Origin of the sequence: Frigoribacterium sp. CFBP 8754 (genome assembly GCF_014841815.1) — a bacterium.
In the GTDB taxonomy this organism is placed as follows: domain Bacteria; phylum Actinomycetota; class Actinomycetes; order Actinomycetales; family Microbacteriaceae; genus Frigoribacterium; species Frigoribacterium endophyticum.
Genome location: NZ_JACYUO010000002.1, coordinates 334,368 through 351,422, shown reverse-complemented (window position 1 = coordinate 351,422; position 17,055 = coordinate 334,368). Strand labels below are relative to the sequence as shown.

The 17,055-nt window shown below is 66.0% G+C and carries 13 protein-coding genes and 1 pseudogene; 11 read left to right on the top strand and 3 right to left on the bottom strand.

Annotated features, from left to right (window positions below; all coding sequences use genetic code 11):
- Window positions 1-119 precede the first annotated feature (119 nt).
- The 8 genes from IFT72_RS08140 to IFT72_RS08105 all read left to right on the top strand — a co-directional run bounded on the left by IFT72_RS08140 (window position 120) and on the right by IFT72_RS08105 (window position 12,140).
- Entirely contained in the window at window positions 120-1,493 is a 1,374-nt protein-coding gene (locus IFT72_RS08140; RefSeq protein WP_192046100.1) for a PIG-L family deacetylase, read from the top strand.
- Complete coding sequence (fdxA, locus tag IFT72_RS08135) at window positions 1,490-1,816, top strand: ferredoxin (protein WP_056056561.1); 327 nt, start codon at window positions 1,490-1,492, stop codon at window positions 1,814-1,816. The genes IFT72_RS08140 and fdxA overlap by 4 nt, the downstream gene beginning before the upstream one ends.
- A gap of 10 nt (window positions 1,817-1,826) precedes the next feature.
- Window positions 1,827-2,927: a succinyldiaminopimelate transaminase gene (gene dapC / locus IFT72_RS08130; protein ID WP_192046099.1), complete on the top strand. Its 1,101-nt coding sequence runs from the start codon at window positions 1,827-1,829 to the stop codon at window positions 2,925-2,927.
- 73 nt (window positions 2,928-3,000) lie between these two features.
- The gene (locus tag IFT72_RS08125) at window positions 3,001-4,293 is read left to right on the top strand and encodes a citrate synthase (protein WP_192046098.1); all 1,293 of its coding nucleotides are present in this window, start codon (window positions 3,001-3,003) and stop codon (window positions 4,291-4,293) included.
- Window positions 4,294-5,481: 1,188 nt separating this feature from the next.
- Window positions 5,482-5,886, top strand: a complete 405-nt coding sequence (locus tag IFT72_RS08120) for a hypothetical protein (protein ID WP_192046097.1) — start codon at window positions 5,482-5,484, stop codon at window positions 5,884-5,886.
- Window positions 5,887-6,060: 174 nt separating this feature from the next.
- Window positions 6,061-8,352, top strand: coding sequence for an NACHT domain-containing NTPase (locus IFT72_RS08115; protein WP_192046096.1), 2,292 nt, complete (start codon window positions 6,061-6,063; stop codon window positions 8,350-8,352).
- A gap of 146 nt (window positions 8,353-8,498) precedes the next feature.
- Entirely contained in the window at window positions 8,499-8,726 is a 228-nt protein-coding gene (locus IFT72_RS08110; protein ID WP_192046095.1) for a hypothetical protein, read from the top strand.
- Between the two features lie 489 nt (window positions 8,727-9,215).
- Window positions 9,216-12,140 (top strand): cutinase family protein, encoded by a 2,925-nt coding sequence (locus IFT72_RS08105; RefSeq protein ID WP_192046094.1) that lies wholly within the window; start codon window positions 9,216-9,218, stop codon window positions 12,138-12,140.
- Between the two features lie 180 nt (window positions 12,141-12,320).
- Here the strand turns inward: IFT72_RS08105 and IFT72_RS08100 are convergent, their stop codons facing one another.
- The 3 genes and pseudogenes from IFT72_RS08100 to dapD all read right to left on the bottom strand — a co-directional run bounded on the left by IFT72_RS08100 (window position 12,321) and on the right by dapD (window position 14,407).
- Window positions 12,321-12,767: a DUF4913 domain-containing protein gene (locus IFT72_RS08100; RefSeq protein ID WP_192046093.1), complete on the bottom strand. Its 447-nt coding sequence runs from the start codon at window positions 12,765-12,767 to the stop codon at window positions 12,321-12,323.
- 54 nt (window positions 12,768-12,821) lie between these two features.
- Window positions 12,822-13,316: pseudogene (locus IFT72_RS08095) on the bottom strand (SCO6880 family protein); the annotation flags it as partial.
- A 122-nt stretch (window positions 13,317-13,438) separates the two neighbouring features.
- A complete protein-coding gene (dapD, locus tag IFT72_RS08090) occupies window positions 13,439-14,407 on the bottom strand; it encodes a 2,3,4,5-tetrahydropyridine-2,6-dicarboxylate N-succinyltransferase (RefSeq protein WP_185233311.1) in 969 nt (322 codons plus the stop codon).
- A gap of 49 nt (window positions 14,408-14,456) precedes the next feature.
- Here dapD and dapE point away from each other — a divergent pair, with 49 nt between their 5' ends.
- The 3 genes from dapE to IFT72_RS08075 all read left to right on the top strand — a co-directional run bounded on the left by dapE (window position 14,457) and on the right by IFT72_RS08075 (window position 17,054).
- Window positions 14,457-15,533, top strand: coding sequence for a succinyl-diaminopimelate desuccinylase (dapE, locus tag IFT72_RS08085; protein WP_056056554.1), 1,077 nt, complete (start codon window positions 14,457-14,459; stop codon window positions 15,531-15,533).
- Window positions 15,518-16,798 (top strand): hypothetical protein, encoded by a 1,281-nt coding sequence (locus IFT72_RS08080; RefSeq protein ID WP_371741219.1) that lies wholly within the window; start codon window positions 15,518-15,520, stop codon window positions 16,796-16,798. Before dapE ends, IFT72_RS08080 begins: the two co-directional genes overlap by 16 nt.
- Before the next feature lie 85 nt (window positions 16,799-16,883).
- Window positions 16,884-17,054 carry a DUF3117 domain-containing protein gene (locus IFT72_RS08075; protein ID WP_082514530.1) on the top strand — a complete coding sequence of 57 codons (171 nt, stop codon included), beginning with the start codon at window positions 16,884-16,886 and terminating at the stop codon, window positions 17,052-17,054.
- Window position 17,055: the final 1 nt, after the last annotated feature.

Here is a 17,055-nt window from a genome sequence, read left to right as displayed (position 1 = left end):
CGGGGGCCGTCGCGTCGATGCGGGTCCGACCGGACGAACCGGTATGGTGAGGCTTGCCTAACTAAGGGAAGCCTCAGCGCGAACCGACCCTAGTGTCGCTCGGCATATCCTGTCCAGTGATGACTCCTCCCGGCACGGCCCCGGCCGACCCCCGCCCGGCTCCCGGCGCCTCCTCCTCGGCCGCGCCCGCGAGCGGCCCCGCGGCCCGCGAGCACGTGCTGCTCGTGCACGCCCACCCCGACGACGAGACGATCACGACCGGCGGCACCATCGCCTCCCTGCTCGACTCCGGCGCCCAGGTGACGGTCGTGACCTGCACGCGCGGCGAGCTCGGCGAGGTCCTGCCCGACGACCTCGCCCGCCTCCGCGGCGACGAGGCGGGGCTGGCCGTGCACCGCGAGGGCGAGATCGCGGAGGCCCTCCGCGAGCTGGGCGTCCGCGACCAACGGTTCCTCGGCGACCCGGCCGCCCGCACCGCGGGCCTGCCGTCGCGGGCGTACCGCGACAGCGGCATGGTGTGGCGCTCCGACGGCGTCGCGGGGCCGACGCCCGACCTGCACCCGCAGGCGTTCTGCGCCGCCGAGTTCGGCGAGATCGTCTCCGACCTGCAGGCCGTCGTCGACAGCGTGCGGCCCACCGCGATCGTCAGCTACGACGAGGACGGCGGCTACCACCACCCCGACCACGTGCGCGCCAACCGCGCGGCCGTCCGCGTCGCGCGCCTCGCCGAGGTGCCCTTCTTCGCCGTCGTCGCCGGGGCCGACCAGGCCACGGGCGCCGAGGCCGAGGCGCTCGCGGCCGACGCGACGGTGACCACGGTCGACGTTCGGGCGACGACGCCGCGCCGCGTGGCCGCGCTGCGCCGCTACCGCACGCAGCTCGAGGTCGTCGACCTGCCGGGCGGCCGGGCGGGCGTGCGGTACCCGCACGGCGCCGTCGACCCGCTGCCCGACACCGAGTCGTTCCGGGCCGTGCCCGAGCCGGTGCGCACGGTCGACGCGGCCGCCACCACCTCCGAGCTCGCCGAGATGACCCTCGGCGGCCGCCTCGGCACGCTGGCCCTGGCCCTCGCGGCGGGCGTGGTCTTCGGGGCGATCGGCACGGTCGCCCACCAGGGCACGACCTCGGTCGCGGGGGTCGATGCGCCCGTCGGCCTCGTCCTGTCGCTCGTGATGGCCGCCGCCCTGCTCGTGGGCTTCCGCCTCGTCTTCCGCTCCCGCCTGGTCACGACGATGACCGCGCTCGGGCTGCTGCTGACGGCGGGCGTCTTCTCCCAGCCCGGGGCCGGCGGCTCCGCGCTCGTGCCGGCCAACCTCGCCGGCCTGGTCTGGTCGTTCGGGCCCCTGCTGATCGCCATGGTCGTGATCGCGTGGCCGACCCTGCCGCCCCGCGACGCGACGGGCGCGCCGACGCCGCCCGCGCCTCCGGCGTCCAGCCCGCTCGGGGATAGGATGGAACCTCTGCCCGACGCGAAGGGAACCCCCCAGACGTGACGTACGTGATCGCCCTCCCCTGTGTCGATGTCAAGGACCGTGCCTGCATCGACGAATGCCCCGTCGACTGCATCTACGAGGGCGAACGCTCGCTCTACATCCACCCCGACGAGTGCGTCGACTGCGGTGCCTGCGAGCCGGTGTGCCCCGTCGAGGCCATCTACTACGAAGACGACCTGCCCGACAAGTGGGCCGACTACTACAAGGCCAACGTCGAGTTCTTCGACGAGATCGGCTCGCCCGGCGGCGCGGCCAAGGTCGGCGTCATCGCGAAGGACCACCCCGTGATCGCCGTGCTGCCGCCCCAGGGCTCCGCCGAGTAGGCGCCCGGCCGTGGCGCTCGACCTGCCCGACTTCCCCTGGGACTCCCTCGCCGCGCACGCCGCGACGGCGCGGGCCCACGAGGGCGGCATCGTCGACCTCTCCGTCGGCTCGCCGGTCGACCCGACCCCCGAGGTCGTGAGGGAGGCGCTGGTCGCCGCCACCGACGCGCATGCGTACCCGCAGGTGGCCGGCACCCCCGCCCTCCGCGCCGCCATCGCGGAGTGGTACGAGCGTCGCCGGGGCGTGCCCGGCCTCACCGACGCCGAGGTGCTGCCGACCATCGGCTCGAAGGAGCTCATCGCGGGCCTCGCCCTGTGGCTGGGCCTCGGCCGCGGCGACACGATCGTGCACCCGCGGGCCGCCTACCCGACCTACGCCCTCGGCGCCGCGCTCGTCGGCGCCGACGTGCTCGCCTCCGACGACCCGGCCGAGTGGCCCCGGTCGACGCGGCTCGTCTGGCTGAATAGCCCCGGCAACCCCGACGGCGCCGTGCTCGACGTCGAGCAGCTCCGCGCCGCGGTCGAGCGCGCCCGTGAGCTCGGCGCCGTGATCGCCGGCGACGAGTGCTACGCCGAGCTGGGCTGGGAGGGCGAGTGGGCGGACCGCCCCACGCCGAGCATCCTCGACCCCCGCGTCGTCGGCGAGAGCCGCGAGGGCGTGCTCAGCGTCTACAGCCTCAGCAAGCAGTCGAACCTCGCGGGGTACCGCGCGGGGTTCGTGGCCGGCGACGCCGCCGTCGTGCAGCAGCTGCTCTCCGTGCGCAAGCACGCCGGGCTGATGCCGCCGGCCCCCGTGCAGGAGGCCATGCGCACAGCGCTCGGCGACGAGGCCCACGTCGCGGCACAGAAGGAGCTCTACCGCTCCCGCCGCGACCGGCTCGCCCCCGCGCTCCGGGCGGCCGGCTTCCGCATCGACCGCAGCGAGGCGGGCCTCTACCTCTGGGCCACCCGCGACGAGCCGGCGGAGGCCAGCGTCGCCTGGCTGGCCGAGCGGGGCGTGCTCGTCGCGCCGGGCACGTTCTACGGCGTCGACGGCGGGCGGCACGTGCGCGTGGCCCTGACGACGACCGACGAGCGCATCGACGCCGCGGTCGAGCGCCTCACCGCCTGACGCCCGACGGCCGACTCCCGACAGCTGACGCCGACGACCTGACGCCCGACGGCCCGACCGCTAGGGTGACAGGGTGACTACTGCCAACGACGCCCAGAAGGCCACGCTGCAGTTCCCGGGGGGAACAGCCGAGTTCCCGATCGTGCCGAGCACCGAGGGTGCCTCGTCGATCGACATCTCGACGTTCACCAAGCAGACCGGCTACACGACGCTCGACACGGGCTTCGTGAACACCAGCAACGCCCGCTCGAAGATCACCTACATCGACGGTGACCAGGGCATCCTGCGCTACCGGGGCTATCCGATCGAGCAGGTCGCGGAGCACTCGACCTACCTCGAGACGGCCTGGCTGCTGATCTACGGCGAGCTGCCCACCCCCGACGAGCTGGCCGACTTCGACGCTCGTATCCGCCGCCACACGCTGCTGCACGAAGACCTGCGGCGCTTCTTCGACGCCCTGCCGCACAACGCGCACCCGATGTCGGTGCTCTCGAGCGCCGTGGGCGCCCTCGGCACCTTCTACGAGGGCTCGATGAGCGTGACCGACCCGCTGCAGATCGAGCTGCAGACCGTCCGGCTGCTCGCGAAGCTGCCGGTCATCGCGGCCTACGCGCACAAGAAGAGCCTGGGCCAGGCGTTCCTCTACCCCGACAACTCGCTGAGCTTCGTCGACAACTTCCTCAAGCTCAACTTCGGCACGATGGCCGAGCCGTACCAGGTCAACCCCGTCCTCTCGAAGGCCCTCGAGCGCCTCCTCATCCTCCACGAGGACCACGAGCAGAACGCGTCGACGTCGACCGTCCGCCTCGTCGGCTCGACGCAGGCGAACATGTTCTCGTCGATCTCGGCCGGCATCAGCGCCCTCTACGGGCCGCTGCACGGCGGCGCCAACGAGGCCGTGCTGACGATGCTCGCCGAGATCAAGGCCAGCGGCCAGGGCGTCGAGCGCTTCGTCGAGCGCGTGAAGAACAAGGAGGAGGGCGTCAAGCTGATGGGCTTCGGCCACCGGGTCTACAAGAACTACGACCCGCGCGCCAAGCTCGTGAAGGAGAGCGCCACCGAGGTGCTCGAGGCGCTCGGCGTGAAGGACGACCTGCTCGACATCGCGATGGAGCTCGAGGCGATCGCCCTCGCCGACGACTACTTCGTCGAGCGGAAGCTCTACCCGAACGTCGACTTCTACACCGGGGTCATCTACAAGGCCATGGGCTTCCCGCCCCGCATGTTCACGGTGCTCTTCGCCATCGGTCGCCTGCCGGGCTGGATCGCTCACTGGCGCGAGATGAACGGCGACCCGACGACGAAGATCGGCCGCCCGCAGCAGCTGTACCTGGGCGAGACCCAGCGCGACTGGCCTGCCCGCTAGCCCGCGCCTCCCGCCCGCACGACGACGGGGACCTTCCCAGATTCTTGGTCGGACACAGTGGGTGCGGCATCCAGTCGTGCTCTCGCGCGAGTCGTCGCATGCCGGCGGCAGATGAGCCAAGCGAAGAAGAAGCACCCGGAGGCCGCGGCCTCCGGGTGCTTCTTTGTTCTGCTGGCCGCCGTGACCTTGACGCCGGCCAGGACTGGCCGCCCATCGGTTCACTACCCGATGGGGATCTAGTAAGCCTCAGTTAGGCGGGGCTGCGTGCTGACTCCGTATCCAGGTGGTCGAGAGTTCGAGCGTCATCGTAGCCAGCAGCGTGTCCAGTTGCTCGGTGTCGAAGAGATCCCGGGACCGCTCGCGGACGCCTCCCGTGTGCTTGCCCGCAGTGGTCAGCTCCGCAAGCACCAGGTGAAGCCCAAGCCCGCCGGCATGGCCTCCGCCTCGGGAGCCGTGATGCTGCTGCCGAGGCCAGCATCGTCCGCGACGCCCTCGGCCGCCACGAGCGCGCCACCCAGGACAGCAATGACCGCCTCGAGGACCGCACTGAGGGAGACGCCCCCGACCTCGATCACCTCCGCAGTTCGGAGGCCAAGATCGACCGCAACACGAGGGTCGGGCTGAAGCTCGAGAAGGCCACCGAGGAGCGCGCTGTCGGCTCCGAGAATCGCGGCGCGAGCCTCAACGCCTGGAACAGCACCAATCGCCGTGACAGTCACGCGTCTGAGATGGCCGCGCAGAACGTCGCACCGGCAGCCGTGCAGGCCCAGTACGGCGCGGACGTGTCCAACGCCAAGCACCCACGCTCGGCTGTGACCACGACCCGCGGGGCCGCCAAAGCCCGCAAGGCTGGCACCCGTGCGATGGGGACCCAGCGCGAGCGTGGGGAGCGAGGTCGATGAGAGGGGAAAGTGGACCAACTGCTCTAAAGCTCTGGCGCGGTGCAGGCGTGGCTCTTGCCGCTATTGCGCCGGCCCTGCACGTCGTCCCAGGCGGGAAAAAAATTGGACAGGCGGTGTTACCAGCCTCGAGAACGACTTCTCTGCACGACTTGCAGCAGCAGGTACGGATGTTCCGCTTCGGAAAGAAATTGAGGCGCAGATCGCACAGGCCGCATTCGACCGCACACTCATCATTTACCTCGCAGTGGCTGGTCTCGTAGTAGCAGTGGGCTCTGTCCTCCGGGCCGTGTCGCACTCGTCTGAGACCACCTGCGGCAAGACGACAGACTTCGTCGGAAAGTGCCTTGCTTTGACCGGCGCTGTCTTGGGTGGTTCCGGTGCGGTGGCACGCTTCGAGCAAGGCGGGTTTACTGGAAAGTTGGGTCCTATGTCGTATACGGCAGCGGGAGCCGCGTTCCTGCTGGTCTTCCTACTCATCAGCATCTTTGGTTGGCTGGCAATGAAGTCAGCCAAGGCTGCGAAGGACGCAAAGGCAGCAACTGCATCCAAAGCGGCGGCCGTAAGCGCGAAGGCCGCAGAGGCGGCCTCAGCGAAGAAGATGGCGAGAGCCTTCCAGAAGAAATTGCTCGCCGGATTTGTTCTCACAGCGGTGATCAGCGGACTCTTGAGCAGACGACCAGCAAAGACCTGAGCGGGTCGCTGGGTCTTGAAAGAAGAACGCCGCCTTACGGGGCGGCGTTCTTGTGTGGCACCTTCTCAAGAGGCGAACACGAGGTCCGGCGTGTTGGAGCTGGCTGGCGTCATCTGTGCTCCGAAATGCGAACTGCTTTCACGTAATGGGAGTATTCGCCGATAGCTTCTATCCATGGGACGTTCCCCGGAGAGCCGCGCCGAAGACGAAGCATTCGAACAAGAGGTGCTTCGCAGCGCCCGCATGATTTTCGCCCCACATCGCCCCCACCAGGGTGCCACCTTTGTGGCTGGAAGAGAAAGGGATGCGGTGATTGAGGGCGATGACGTAGTCGTTGCGATCGAAGCGACCACCAGCCGTACCCTCGAGAAGGCTGAGAAGGACGGTAAGAAGCTTGAGGAGATGTGCGAGCGCTTGGCCGCCCAGCACAAATTCAAGGCGGTCAAGGGCTACTTTGTTACTCGTGACGATCCCACCGCTCAGCAGCGCGATGCGATCAACGCATTGCATGGCCCCATAGTTTCCTGCAGCCTTGCTCAGCTGCGATCGCAGCTCATTGATTCTCGCGACTACCTTGAGGCGCGTTCCCAGTACCCGTTTGGCAGCGCACGAAATCCGGAGACAAACAGCACCACTGAACTCGAGCGGTACGTCCCTCTAGGGTTTATTTCAGCTAGTTCGCGAACGGCTACTGGCAGTACCCAATCAATCGGGCACATCGTCGAGCAAGTCTCGGCCGGCAAAACTGTCGTTGTAATGGGTGACTTCGGAGCGGGCAAAAGCATGTCGCTTCGCGAGGTGCACAACAGTCTGAGGAAGGCACACTTCAGGGACTCTCTGGCACCCTTCCCTGTCTCACTTAACCTCCGTGATCATCAGGGGCAAACAGAAACCGACGAAGCAATTCGCCGCCATGCTTCCAAGCTTGGTTTCGAGTCCCCAACGAAGCTCGTTCGCGCCTGGCGCGCAGGGCGGGTCCACCTTCTACTCGACGGATTTGACGAGATTGCAGCCAGCGGTTGGCGAGGCCGCACACCCGACCTCAAAGAGATCAGGCGGGGATCTGTGGAGCTGGTCCGTCGCTTCGTAGAAGAGACTCCGGCCAGTGCGGGTCTGATGATCACTGGCCGCCGTCATTTCTTCGACTCAGAGGCCGAGATGTCCACGTCGCTGGGCCTTCGTGACCGTCGGCATGAGCTGCTTTACACCGACGAGTTCACCGACGAGCAGATGCAGACGTACCTCTCGCAGCAGGATTGGGACGGTCAATTGCCCGACTGGCTGCCAAATCATCCGCTCTTGCTCGGGCACTTGGCGAGTGCAGGTGCACTTGCGGTCTTGGCCGACGGTGGCGTGCCAGAAGCTGCTCGGGGGTGGGAGTTCCTTCTCGAAAAAATATGTGAACGAGAAGCGCGCATCGAGCATGGGATGGACGGGCTAACCATCCGTCGAGTTCTCGAGAGACTTGCGAGCCTCGCTCGTAGTCGAGGTAGCGGTCAGGGGCCGATTAGGCCGGCTGATCTGTCGTTGGCCTTCGAGGGGGTTGCCGGAAGTCCTCCGGACGAGGGGTCATATCAGGTGCTCCAGCGCCTTCCGGGTCTTGGCATCGAAGATGCGACTGACGGCTCCCGATTCTTCATTGACGGATCGCTCCTTGACGCGGCCAGGGCTGGCGACATCGTTCGTTATGCCCATGGTCAAGATGACACGTTGGAATCCAATGCAACCGCATTCGTGCCACTCGGTCGCCTTGGCGTCCAGGTGGCCACTACACAAGCCAATGCGCTCGGTCTAACTGGTTCGCAATGCAATGCGGCCGCCAAGCGACTCCAGGCTCGCGGGGGCGCGGATGCGCTCGTGTTGGACCTTGTAACCCTGAGCGCGGAGCTTGGAGTGTCCAAGCTTGGTGTACTCGATTTCGCAATGCTCGAGATCCCAGTTTTCACCCTTGCGGAAGCTGATACCGATTTTGGATCGCTGACATTTCACGAGTGCATTATTGGCACCTTGGACCTGACTGAGTATGACGGCGAGCTTCCCGTCCCTCACTTCGATCGATGCATGATTGGGACAGTGCTAGGAGCCGCATCGGCTACCGCCCTACCGGCCGGTCGGTTCACCAGTTGTGACTTCGAAGCCTTCGACCCCTCATCGAAAACAACGCGTGGGATCTTGGGGATGCCGGGTCTACGTCCTGCCCAGAAGGTCCTGCTGACAATTCTGAAAAAGGTCTACATCCAGTCAGGAGGTGGCCGAAAAGAAAGTGCCCTGGTGAGAGGACTGGCGCCTGAGTACAAATCACTGGTGAGTGCCGTGATCACGCACCTGATATCTCATCAGCTTCTTATCGAAACCCGCTCAAGCGGCAGAACGATTTACGTTCCGGTTCGAGGTAACAGAAACCGTGTCCGGTCGATGCTTGAGTCTCCCTCCACCACTCAAGACGCCGTCATGTCGGGGGTCTAGTGGTGCCTGTGCCTGTGCCTGTGCGTGTGCGTGTGCGTGGTCAGTCTGCCTAGCGAACTTGGCGGCAGCTGCTTCAACCAATCGGACACAATAGATATTATCGGCGGTTTGCCGGTTCGGAACATGTCCCGCCAGGTCGATCGGTAATGACCGGAGCGGTGACCAAGGCGTGCCGCAACGCGGTCGCCCAGCAAGACCCTCCAGCCGTCGCGCTCAAGGCCCTGGAGAAGGTCCGCACGCTGGGGATCGCACCAACGGACGTGACTCAGAAGAGCCACGACGAAGAGAGATGCCTGTGCACGGCGTTCGAGGGTCGTATAGTCCCGCCCTGGGCTGAGTTCTCGTTTGGGGGGTACCTCGACGACCTCAGCTGATGCCAAGCTTGCTCCAAGTTTGGGGGATGGGTGCGGAAAAGTAGAAAGCAAGCAGCGGTTGTCATAGTTCTAGGGCTTTCGCTTGTACTTTCGGGATGCTCCACGGGCGCGACGTCGCGGCTTAGGACCGTCACGGATGATCTAGATGTCGAATCTTTCTCCACCATCGTGGCTTCTGACAGCTACGGGCAGGAGCGCAACACAACTGGGCCGCCACCGACGCAGGCATATCTGTTTGCGTCCTCGCCAAACCTGCGGTCCGACCTCGAGAGGCACCTAACCTCAGAGGGATTTGTTTTATCGAGTCCGAGCTACTGGTCAATGCCCCAGAAAGACGGACTTACTGCCTGGGCTCGGTTCGAAGAGTTCGAGCCCAATGCAACCTTCAAGACGGTTGACGGTGCAGAGACTCGGGTGCCGTCAAGCGGGGGCCTGCTCATCGCTTTCTATGTCGAATAGTGCCGGTCAGCGGCGCGGAACGAGGAATAGTTGAAGTTCTACAAAGCGGTAGCTGCAGCTGTGGCTGCAGTCGTATTCTCGTCGCTCCTGGTTGCCGGTCCTGCACAAGCTGCCGACTGTACAGACTGGGTCTTTCTCGGCGCGAGGGGCTCAGGAGAGCCCGCGAATGCGCCGGCAAGCGGTGTTGGCACCAAGCTCGATGGCCTTTATCAGGGAATCAAGCAACGGGTCGAAGAAGAAGGCTTGACGATGAGAGCAGAGGGGGTTGTTTACCCTGCCGTCCCCATTTCTGGCAGTCTCTCGGCCATTGCCACGGCCATCACCGCACTTCTCCCTATCGGAAAAAAGTATAGGAAGTCAGTAGCGGAGGGAGCGGCCGCTTTTCAGCAGCAAATATCTACAAATAGAACTTCCTGCCCCAACTCGAGAATCATACTCGCTGGTTACTCGCAGGGCGGAGAAGCGCTGAATATCGCTTCATACAAGTTGAGCCCGAGCGACAAGGCCTCCATCGGAGGCGTGTTTATTTACGGCGATCCATGGTTTAATGCAGACGATAAGATTGCTAATGTTGGCACATACGATCCGTATCATCACGGTTTGTTTAATCGTCGCGGCATATGGGAGCAGGATGGATTCAATAATGCTGTGTCCATTTGCAATGGTGCAGACCCTGTCTGTAATTCCACGGCCATTGGACCAGATGGGAAACCGTACCGAGATGTTCAGTACCTTCGTGATTACTACCTTGCGCATGGCATAACAGATCCATTTGAGCCACACACCACTGGTATTCAGAATGTACAGCGAGACACGGCCCTTCTTGCGCAACAAATGGGCCTAACAGGTATCGATACACCCGAACTGGGCACTGCAGACGTTTATTCCTTTGTCATAAATGCCGGAGATTTTATCGCCGACATTGGGCAGGCCGTGGACTCGGTTATCGCAGCGGCTGATGCAATTTCTACCAAGAATGCGAACGCAATTTTCCAGCTTGACATTGTCATGAATCCGGAAAGTACGGACGAGCGAGGCAATACTGTCGCTGGATACGGTACCGGCTATGCAAGTAAGGAAGGTTACAAAGAACTTTTCCTGAGTGTTCGCAGTGACGTGACGCAATACACCCTGGTTGCATCCACTGATACTGACGTGCGCAACATGGTCACGAACGGTATCCATTGGTTGAGGGGTTGGCAGGAACCTAAAACCCTTGTCTTTGTATCAAGCACGGCGCCAAAGAGTGAATATATGCCTGAACTGATGTCTGATGCCAAAGAAGCGGGTGTTTCCGTATTTCAGGCCGACCTCAAGACAGGCATTTTGGACCCTGTCGGTAGGCAATCGCGCCAATCCGCACCCAGCGCGCAGGATACTTCTTCGGCTGAATCAGATATGTCCGCCTTGACAGAGGCCACAGGTGGCGCCGTCTTTACGGGCTCTGACGCCATTACCCGGGCTGGAGCAGCGGCGGCGGCACGACCACAGGTCACCATGTCGAGAAGTCCTGGGGCAACGGCTGGCCAGCCTGTGCAATTTTCCGCTGTTGACTCGTATCCGGACCTCCAAAATACGGCAACTGAGTACGTGTGGAACTTCGGCACGGGAACGCCGGTGGGGCAGTGGGACTTGACGACGGCAACTCCCGAGGTGCAGACAGTCTTTCCCGCGGCTGGTACATATGACGTCCAGATGAAGGCGGTGACGGCGGAAGGTGTCGGTCACATTTTATCGGAGAAGGTAACGGTCGTTGCATCTACCGGCGCCGTGCCGTCGAGGGTGACTGCCTTGACCGCGGTGCCCACTGCGGATTCTGTGTCCCTCAGCTGGCCGTCAGACCCGACAGCCACGATTTACCAGGTCCTGGACGCGAATGGTGTCATCGTCGACAGCTTCGGTGCTTCGGCAAACGTTGGGCCTGTACTCACTTGGGTCCAAAGGCAGCTACCACTTGGAACGAAGTCAACCTTTAGTGTCCGTGCCGGCAATGCGTTCGGGATGTCTCCGCTAGGTACGGCTGTTTCCACCACGACAGCCCCAGCAGCAGTCCTTTCCGCCGACTCACGTGTCACTTCCTCTGGCTATGAGTCCGTTGCGGGGGACGTTTGGGTCAAGGGCAGTTTCACTTGCGCGTCGGGTGACAGATACTCCGGCAGCATCATCGCCACCGGAAATGTCAGCGTGGGCACGGACTGCGCAGTTGCAGGAAATGTAATCGCAGGAGGCTCTGTCACGTTGGCTCGATACTCGGCAGTCGAGGGGGACGTGCGATCCGTAGGAGTCGTCACAGCCCAAGACACAACGGCTCGAGTTGACGGCGATGCCAATTCAAGGACCACGGCCTCGATCGCAAATTCGTCAACATCTTTTGCCACGCTGGTTGGTGGAACCCTCACAGTCAACGACACGACTGTCGTTACCCCGGCGGCTCCTACTAAGCCAAGCGTCGTTGTGCCGACCTCGACAATGTCTTGGAAGGACTTCCGAGCGCAGATTGTGACGGCCCTAAAGAGTGCCAATCCGGCATTTGTCGACACCATGAGTGCCTGTGCCCTTCCTTTCATTGATGCCAGCGCGCCGGTACGTATTACTACCAAGACGGTTGTAAACGCCACGCAAGCAAGTAGCGGTTGTGCATCCGTAGATCTCGGCGCCGCGTCGTTCGAGCTTGCTGCTGACCTGACCATTTACACAACGGCCGCTAGTCAGGCGCACGGGACCCGTCCGCTCACAGCAGTGTCTGTGGATGCGGCTCCTAGAAAGCTCTCCATTTTGAGCGTTGCTGGAGCTCTAAATCTCAATAAGGGCATAAAGGGGGGAGTATTTAGCCTCATCACGGGAGGAGTCATCACGATCGGAATCGGATCGGACTTTGTGGGTACCGCGCACGGAGGAACTCTTGCACTTAATGGCTACGGAGTAGTGCGCCACCCAGCGAAAGCAGGGGGCTAAGTCTCTATTGACAGGGACTACAACGCCCGGTGGAAGCAAGCCACTCTTGGAATCGTTGTTTCTCGTCTCTGGTGTCCTGCGAGCTGGTCCAAGAGGAGGCCACATGCCAACGCCAGCGCTAACCCGGTATCAGGCAGGAACCTCAGCGTCTCAGGAAGACGCTCTGTGGCCATCGTGGAATTAGTCACTGAGGTCGCTTACACGGACGAATAGGCCGGGGGGCGGGGCTGTGTACGGCAGGGGATCCCCCGGCTCCGACGTCGCGGACGACTTCGCGAAAGGTCCGACGGGGCTCAGGAGGACGCCCATGTGGTGATCTGCGTGGTCGCGCCACCAGACGCTCATCCCGGTTGCGGGGTCGCCTCGGAAGTGCTCCCAGGAGCGCCAGAGAGAGTCGAGCCTGGCCACAGCTTCAGGGTGCATCCACCACTGGGGGTCCCAGCGGAATTCTCCCTTGGGGCTGACCTCGCGGCGGTAGGTGACGATCAGAAACTCTCGTACGAATTCGTCGGCCGAGCCGTAGAACGTCTCCGGCCTCTCGAAGGTTCGACTCGGACTTCGCCTCGGCCTCGGCGGGGGTGAGCGTCTTGGCTCGCTTCCTGGTGACCCGACGGGTCCCCTGGTCAAGCGCGGGCATCGGTAGTCCCTTCCGTGTGGTCGCTCATCAGAGCTGGTCGCGCATTAAAGCTGGTCGCGGATGTCGTGCGGGATGGCCAGGTGCCGAGGGAGCACCACGCCGAGGGGCAGGCCTGCCACGAAGGTGAAGTCCTGGGACCCATATACCGGCCGCAGCCGGATGCGAGCCTGAGCGGAGAGGCTGTCGATCGCGGCGCGCGCGTCTTCGATCGTTGCCGGGTCTTCGACGGTCGCCGTGACGACCATGCCGAAGTTCACAAGTCCTGCGCCGCCGGACTCCTCCGACTCGTTCGCGAACGCCGCCAGGGCGTCCTTCCGCGAGCGGCCGGTCGGCCGGCGGGACGAGCCGACGATGAACTCGGCGTCACGCTTGTCGGCCTCGACGATCGCCGCGGCCCGGGCCGGGTCGATCGGGCGGTAGAGCATGGTCACGCGCTTGCGAGCAATGTCGCGGTGCGGGGCGAGCAGGCGAGCAAGGATCGACTCACCGACGTTGCCGCGCGGCGCCTGAGACATCATCCACGACACCGACAGGGCGGAGCCGGAACAGCAGCGGCCAGGAAATCGGGAAGATTGGCTCCAACGGCCCCGGCCACCCCTCGGGGTGGCCGGCCGTCGTCGCGTCGCCCGGCGACGCCCCGGTGCCGGGGCGCCGGCCGGTGCTACGCGTGCAGCTGCGAGTTGAGGGTCACGCCGTGGCCCTTGCGCGCCAGCACCTCGACCGCGCCCGTGACCGAGTTGCGGCGGAAGAGCAGCCCGGGGCGGCCCGAGAGCTCGACGGCCTTGACCGTCTGCGGGCGGCCGTCCGACGTGGGGGTGCCGCCGACGACGACGACCTTCGTGCCGGCCGTGACGTAGAGGCCCGCCTCGACGACGGTGTCGTCGCCGATGGCGATGCCGATGCCGGCGTTCGCGCCGAGCAGCGCGCGCTGGCCGATGGTGACGCGCTGGGTGCCGCCGCCCGAGAGCGTCCCCATGATGGAGGCGCCGCCTCCGATGTCGGACCCGTCGCCGACGACGACGCCCTGCGAGATGCGGCCCTCGACCATCGAGGCCCCGAGCGTGCCCGCGTTGAAGTTGACGAAGCCCTCGTGCATGACGGTCGTGCCCGGGGCGAGGTGCGCGCCGAGGCGCACGCGGGAGGCGTCGGCGATGCGCACGCGGTCGGGCATCACGTAGTCGAGCATGCGCGGGAACTTGTCGATGCCCGTCGTGACGATGCCGGCCCGCTGCAGCGTCGGCCGCAGGCGCGAGAAGTCGTCGGGGTGCACGGGGCCGGCGTTGGTCCAGACGACGATCGGCAGGTGCGCGAAGAGCCCCTCGAGCGAGATGGTGTTCGGCTCGACGAGCAGGTGGCTGAGCAGGTGGAGGCGGAGGTACGCGTCGGGGGTCGACGCGGGAGGCGCGCTCAGGTCGATCTCGACGGTCGCCGGCACGAGGTCGACGGCCCGGCGGGCGTCCGGCCCGGCGGCGGCCGAGATCTCGGCGGGGACGATCTCGGGGTCGCGGTCGGCGGGGAGGCGCCCGAGCGAGGGTGCGGGGAACCACGTGTCGAGGGTGGTGCCGTCGGACGAGACGGTGGCCAGCCCGTAGCCGTGGGCGTGCGTGGGCGCGGAGGCGTCGTTGGTCATGCACCGATCGTAGGACGAGCCGCAGGGCGGGCCCCGTACACTCGGCGTCATGCCGAAGATCGACCTCAGCGTCTCGCCCGTGGACGTCACCCGTCAGCTCTGCGACATCGAGTCCGTCTCGGGCGACGAGAAGGCCGTCGTCGACGCCATCTGGGCGACGCTCGAGGGGCTCGACCACCTCGAGCTGACCCGCGACGGCGACGCGATCGTCGCCAGGACGACCCTGGGGCGCGAGCACCGGGTCGTGATCGCCGGCCACATCGACACCGTGCCCCTCAACGACAACCTGCCCACGCGCTACGAGACCGACGACGACGGCGTCGAGCACCTCTGGGGCCGCGGCACCGTCGACATGAAGGCCGGCAGCGCCGTGCACCTCCGGCTCGCCGTCGAGCTCACCGAGCCCTCGGTCGACGTGACCTGGGTCTGGTACGACCACGAAGAGGTCTCGGACGCCCTGAACGGCCTCGGCCGGCTGGCCCGACGGCGCCCCGAGCTGCTCGAGGCCGACTTCGCCGTGCTCGGCGAGCCGACCGCGAGCAAGGTCGAGGGCGGCTGCAACGGCAACCTCCGGGCGGAGGTCCGTACCTTCGGGCGGCGGTCGCACAGCGCCCGGTCGTGGGTCGGCTCGAACGCCATCCACGCCGCCGCTCCCGTCCTCGACCTGCTCGCGGCCTACGAGCCGCGTGAGGTCGAGGTCGACGGGCTCGTCTACCGCGAGGGCCTCAACGCCGTCGGCATCACCGGCGGGGTGGCCGGCAACGTCATCCCCGACGAGTGCATGGTGCACGTCAACTACCGCTTCGCGCCGAGCCGCAGCACCGACGAGGCCGTCGCCCACGTCACCGAGCTCTTCGCCGGGTTCGACGTGACGATCGTCGACCTCGCCCCGGGCGCGCGCCCCGGCCTCGACGCGCCCCTCGCCCAGCAGTTCCTCGCCGCGGTCGGCGGCGAGGCGACGCCGAAGTTCGGCTGGACGGACGTCGCGCGGTTCTCGGCCCTCGGCGTCCCCGCCGTGAACTACGGCCCGGGCGACCCCCTCCTCGCCCACCACGACGACGAGCGCGTGCCCGTCCAGCAGATCCTCGACAACGAGCGCGGACTGCGGGCGTGGCTGACGGCCTGACGACCTCGGGTCGGGCCCACGGCTCGGCCGCGGTGGCCGCCGCGGCCCGTCGCGCGCCCCGCGGTCGCCTCCCCACGACGCCCCGGCAGGTGCTCGTGCGCTGGCGGCTGCTGCCCTGGTGGGCGAAGGTCCTGGTGGTCTTCGCGCTCTCCCGCGTCGTCAGCACGGCGCTGCTGCTCTCGTTCGCGGCCCGCCAGGGCGCCAACGCGTGGACGCTGGCGAGCCCCGACTACGCGAGCTTCGCCTCCATCTGGGACGGCCACTGGTACTACATCATCTCGGCCGTCGGCTACCCGTCGACGGTGCCGGTCACGGCCGACGGCCACGTGGGCGAGAGCGCGTGGGCGTTCATGCCCGTCTACCCGCTGCTCGTGCGGGGGCTCACCGAGCTGACCGGCGCGGGCTTCGCGCCGACGGCCGTCGCGGTCTCGGTGCTCGCCGCGGCGGGCACGGCCCTCCTGCTGCACCGGCTGCTGCGCCACGTCCTGCCCGAGGGCACCGCGCTCTTCGGCGTCGTGCTCTTCTGCGTCGCGCCGCTGTCGCCGCTGCTCCAGGTCGCGTACGCCGAGCCGCTCTTCCTCCTGCTGCTCTGTGCGTCGCTCCTGCTGCTCGTCGAGCGGCGCTACCTCGCGATGCTCCCGGTCGTCGCCGTCCTGTCGTTCACCCGGCCGGGTGCCCTCGCCCTGGCCTTCGCGGTGGGCCTGCACGTCGTGCACCGCTGGTGGGTGCGTCGACGCGAGCCGTTCCCCCGCCGGGAGGCGGTCGAGGCCTCGGTCACGGCCGTCGTCACGGCGCTGCTCGGCGTGGCCTGGCCGGTCGTCGCCGGGCTCGTCACCGGCGTGCCGAACGCCTACGCCGAGACCGAGCTGGCCTGGCGCGCGCCCTACGTCGGGTACGGCCCGCTGGTGCCGTTCGCCCCGTGGATCGAGGGAGCGAACTGGTGGCTGCCGGGTGGTGCGGGGGTGGCCGTGCTGGTGATCTCCGTGGTCGCCTTCGCTGTGCTGCTGCTGAGCCCGGCCGGCCGACGGCTGGGGGTCGACCTGCGCCTCTGGTCGGTGGCCTACGCGCTCTACCTGCTGGCGGTGTTCTTCCCGCAGTCGAGCACGTTCCGCCTGCTGATGCCGCTCTTCCCGCTGGTGGGCGCCCTCGCCCTGCCGCGCTCCCGGGCGTACCGGATCGCCCTCGTGGTCGCCTGCGTGGTGGGCCAGTGGGTGTGGCTCGACCTCTGCTGGTGGGTGGACGGCTACGACTGGACGCCGCCGTGATCCGCGCCTCCGGCAGGGCTGTTTAGGTCTGGGCCGCGAAAACACGGATAATGGCAGTTGCATCTTTGCGAAAGGGGACTATCTGATGGCAGCCATGAAGCCGAGGACCGGCGACGGCCCTATGGAAGCTGTGAAAGAGGGCCGTCTCATCATCGTGCGGGTTCCGCTCGAAGGTGGCGGCCGTCTCGTGGTGTCGGTCAACGACGACGAAGCCAAAGAGCTGCACGACGCCCTCGCCAGCGTCGTGGACGCCTAGT

Coding starts and splice junctions, on each gene's coding strand:
- IFT72_RS08140 (WP_192046100.1), top strand. CDS start 120: ATGACTCCTCCCGGCACGGCCCCGGCCGACCCCCGCCCGGCTCCCGGC.
- IFT72_RS08115 (WP_192046096.1), top strand. CDS start 6,061: ATGGGACGTTCCCCGGAGAGCCGCGCCGAAGACGAAGCATTCGAACAA.
- IFT72_RS08110 (WP_192046095.1), top strand. CDS start 8,499: ATGACCGGAGCGGTGACCAAGGCGTGCCGCAACGCGGTCGCCCAGCAA.
- dapD (WP_185233311.1), bottom strand. CDS start 14,407: ATGACCAACGACGCCTCCGCGCCCACGCACGCCCACGGCTACGGGCTG.
- dapE (WP_056056554.1), top strand. CDS start 14,457: ATGCCGAAGATCGACCTCAGCGTCTCGCCCGTGGACGTCACCCGTCAG.
- IFT72_RS08075 (WP_082514530.1), top strand. CDS start 16,884: ATGGCAGCCATGAAGCCGAGGACCGGCGACGGCCCTATGGAAGCTGTG.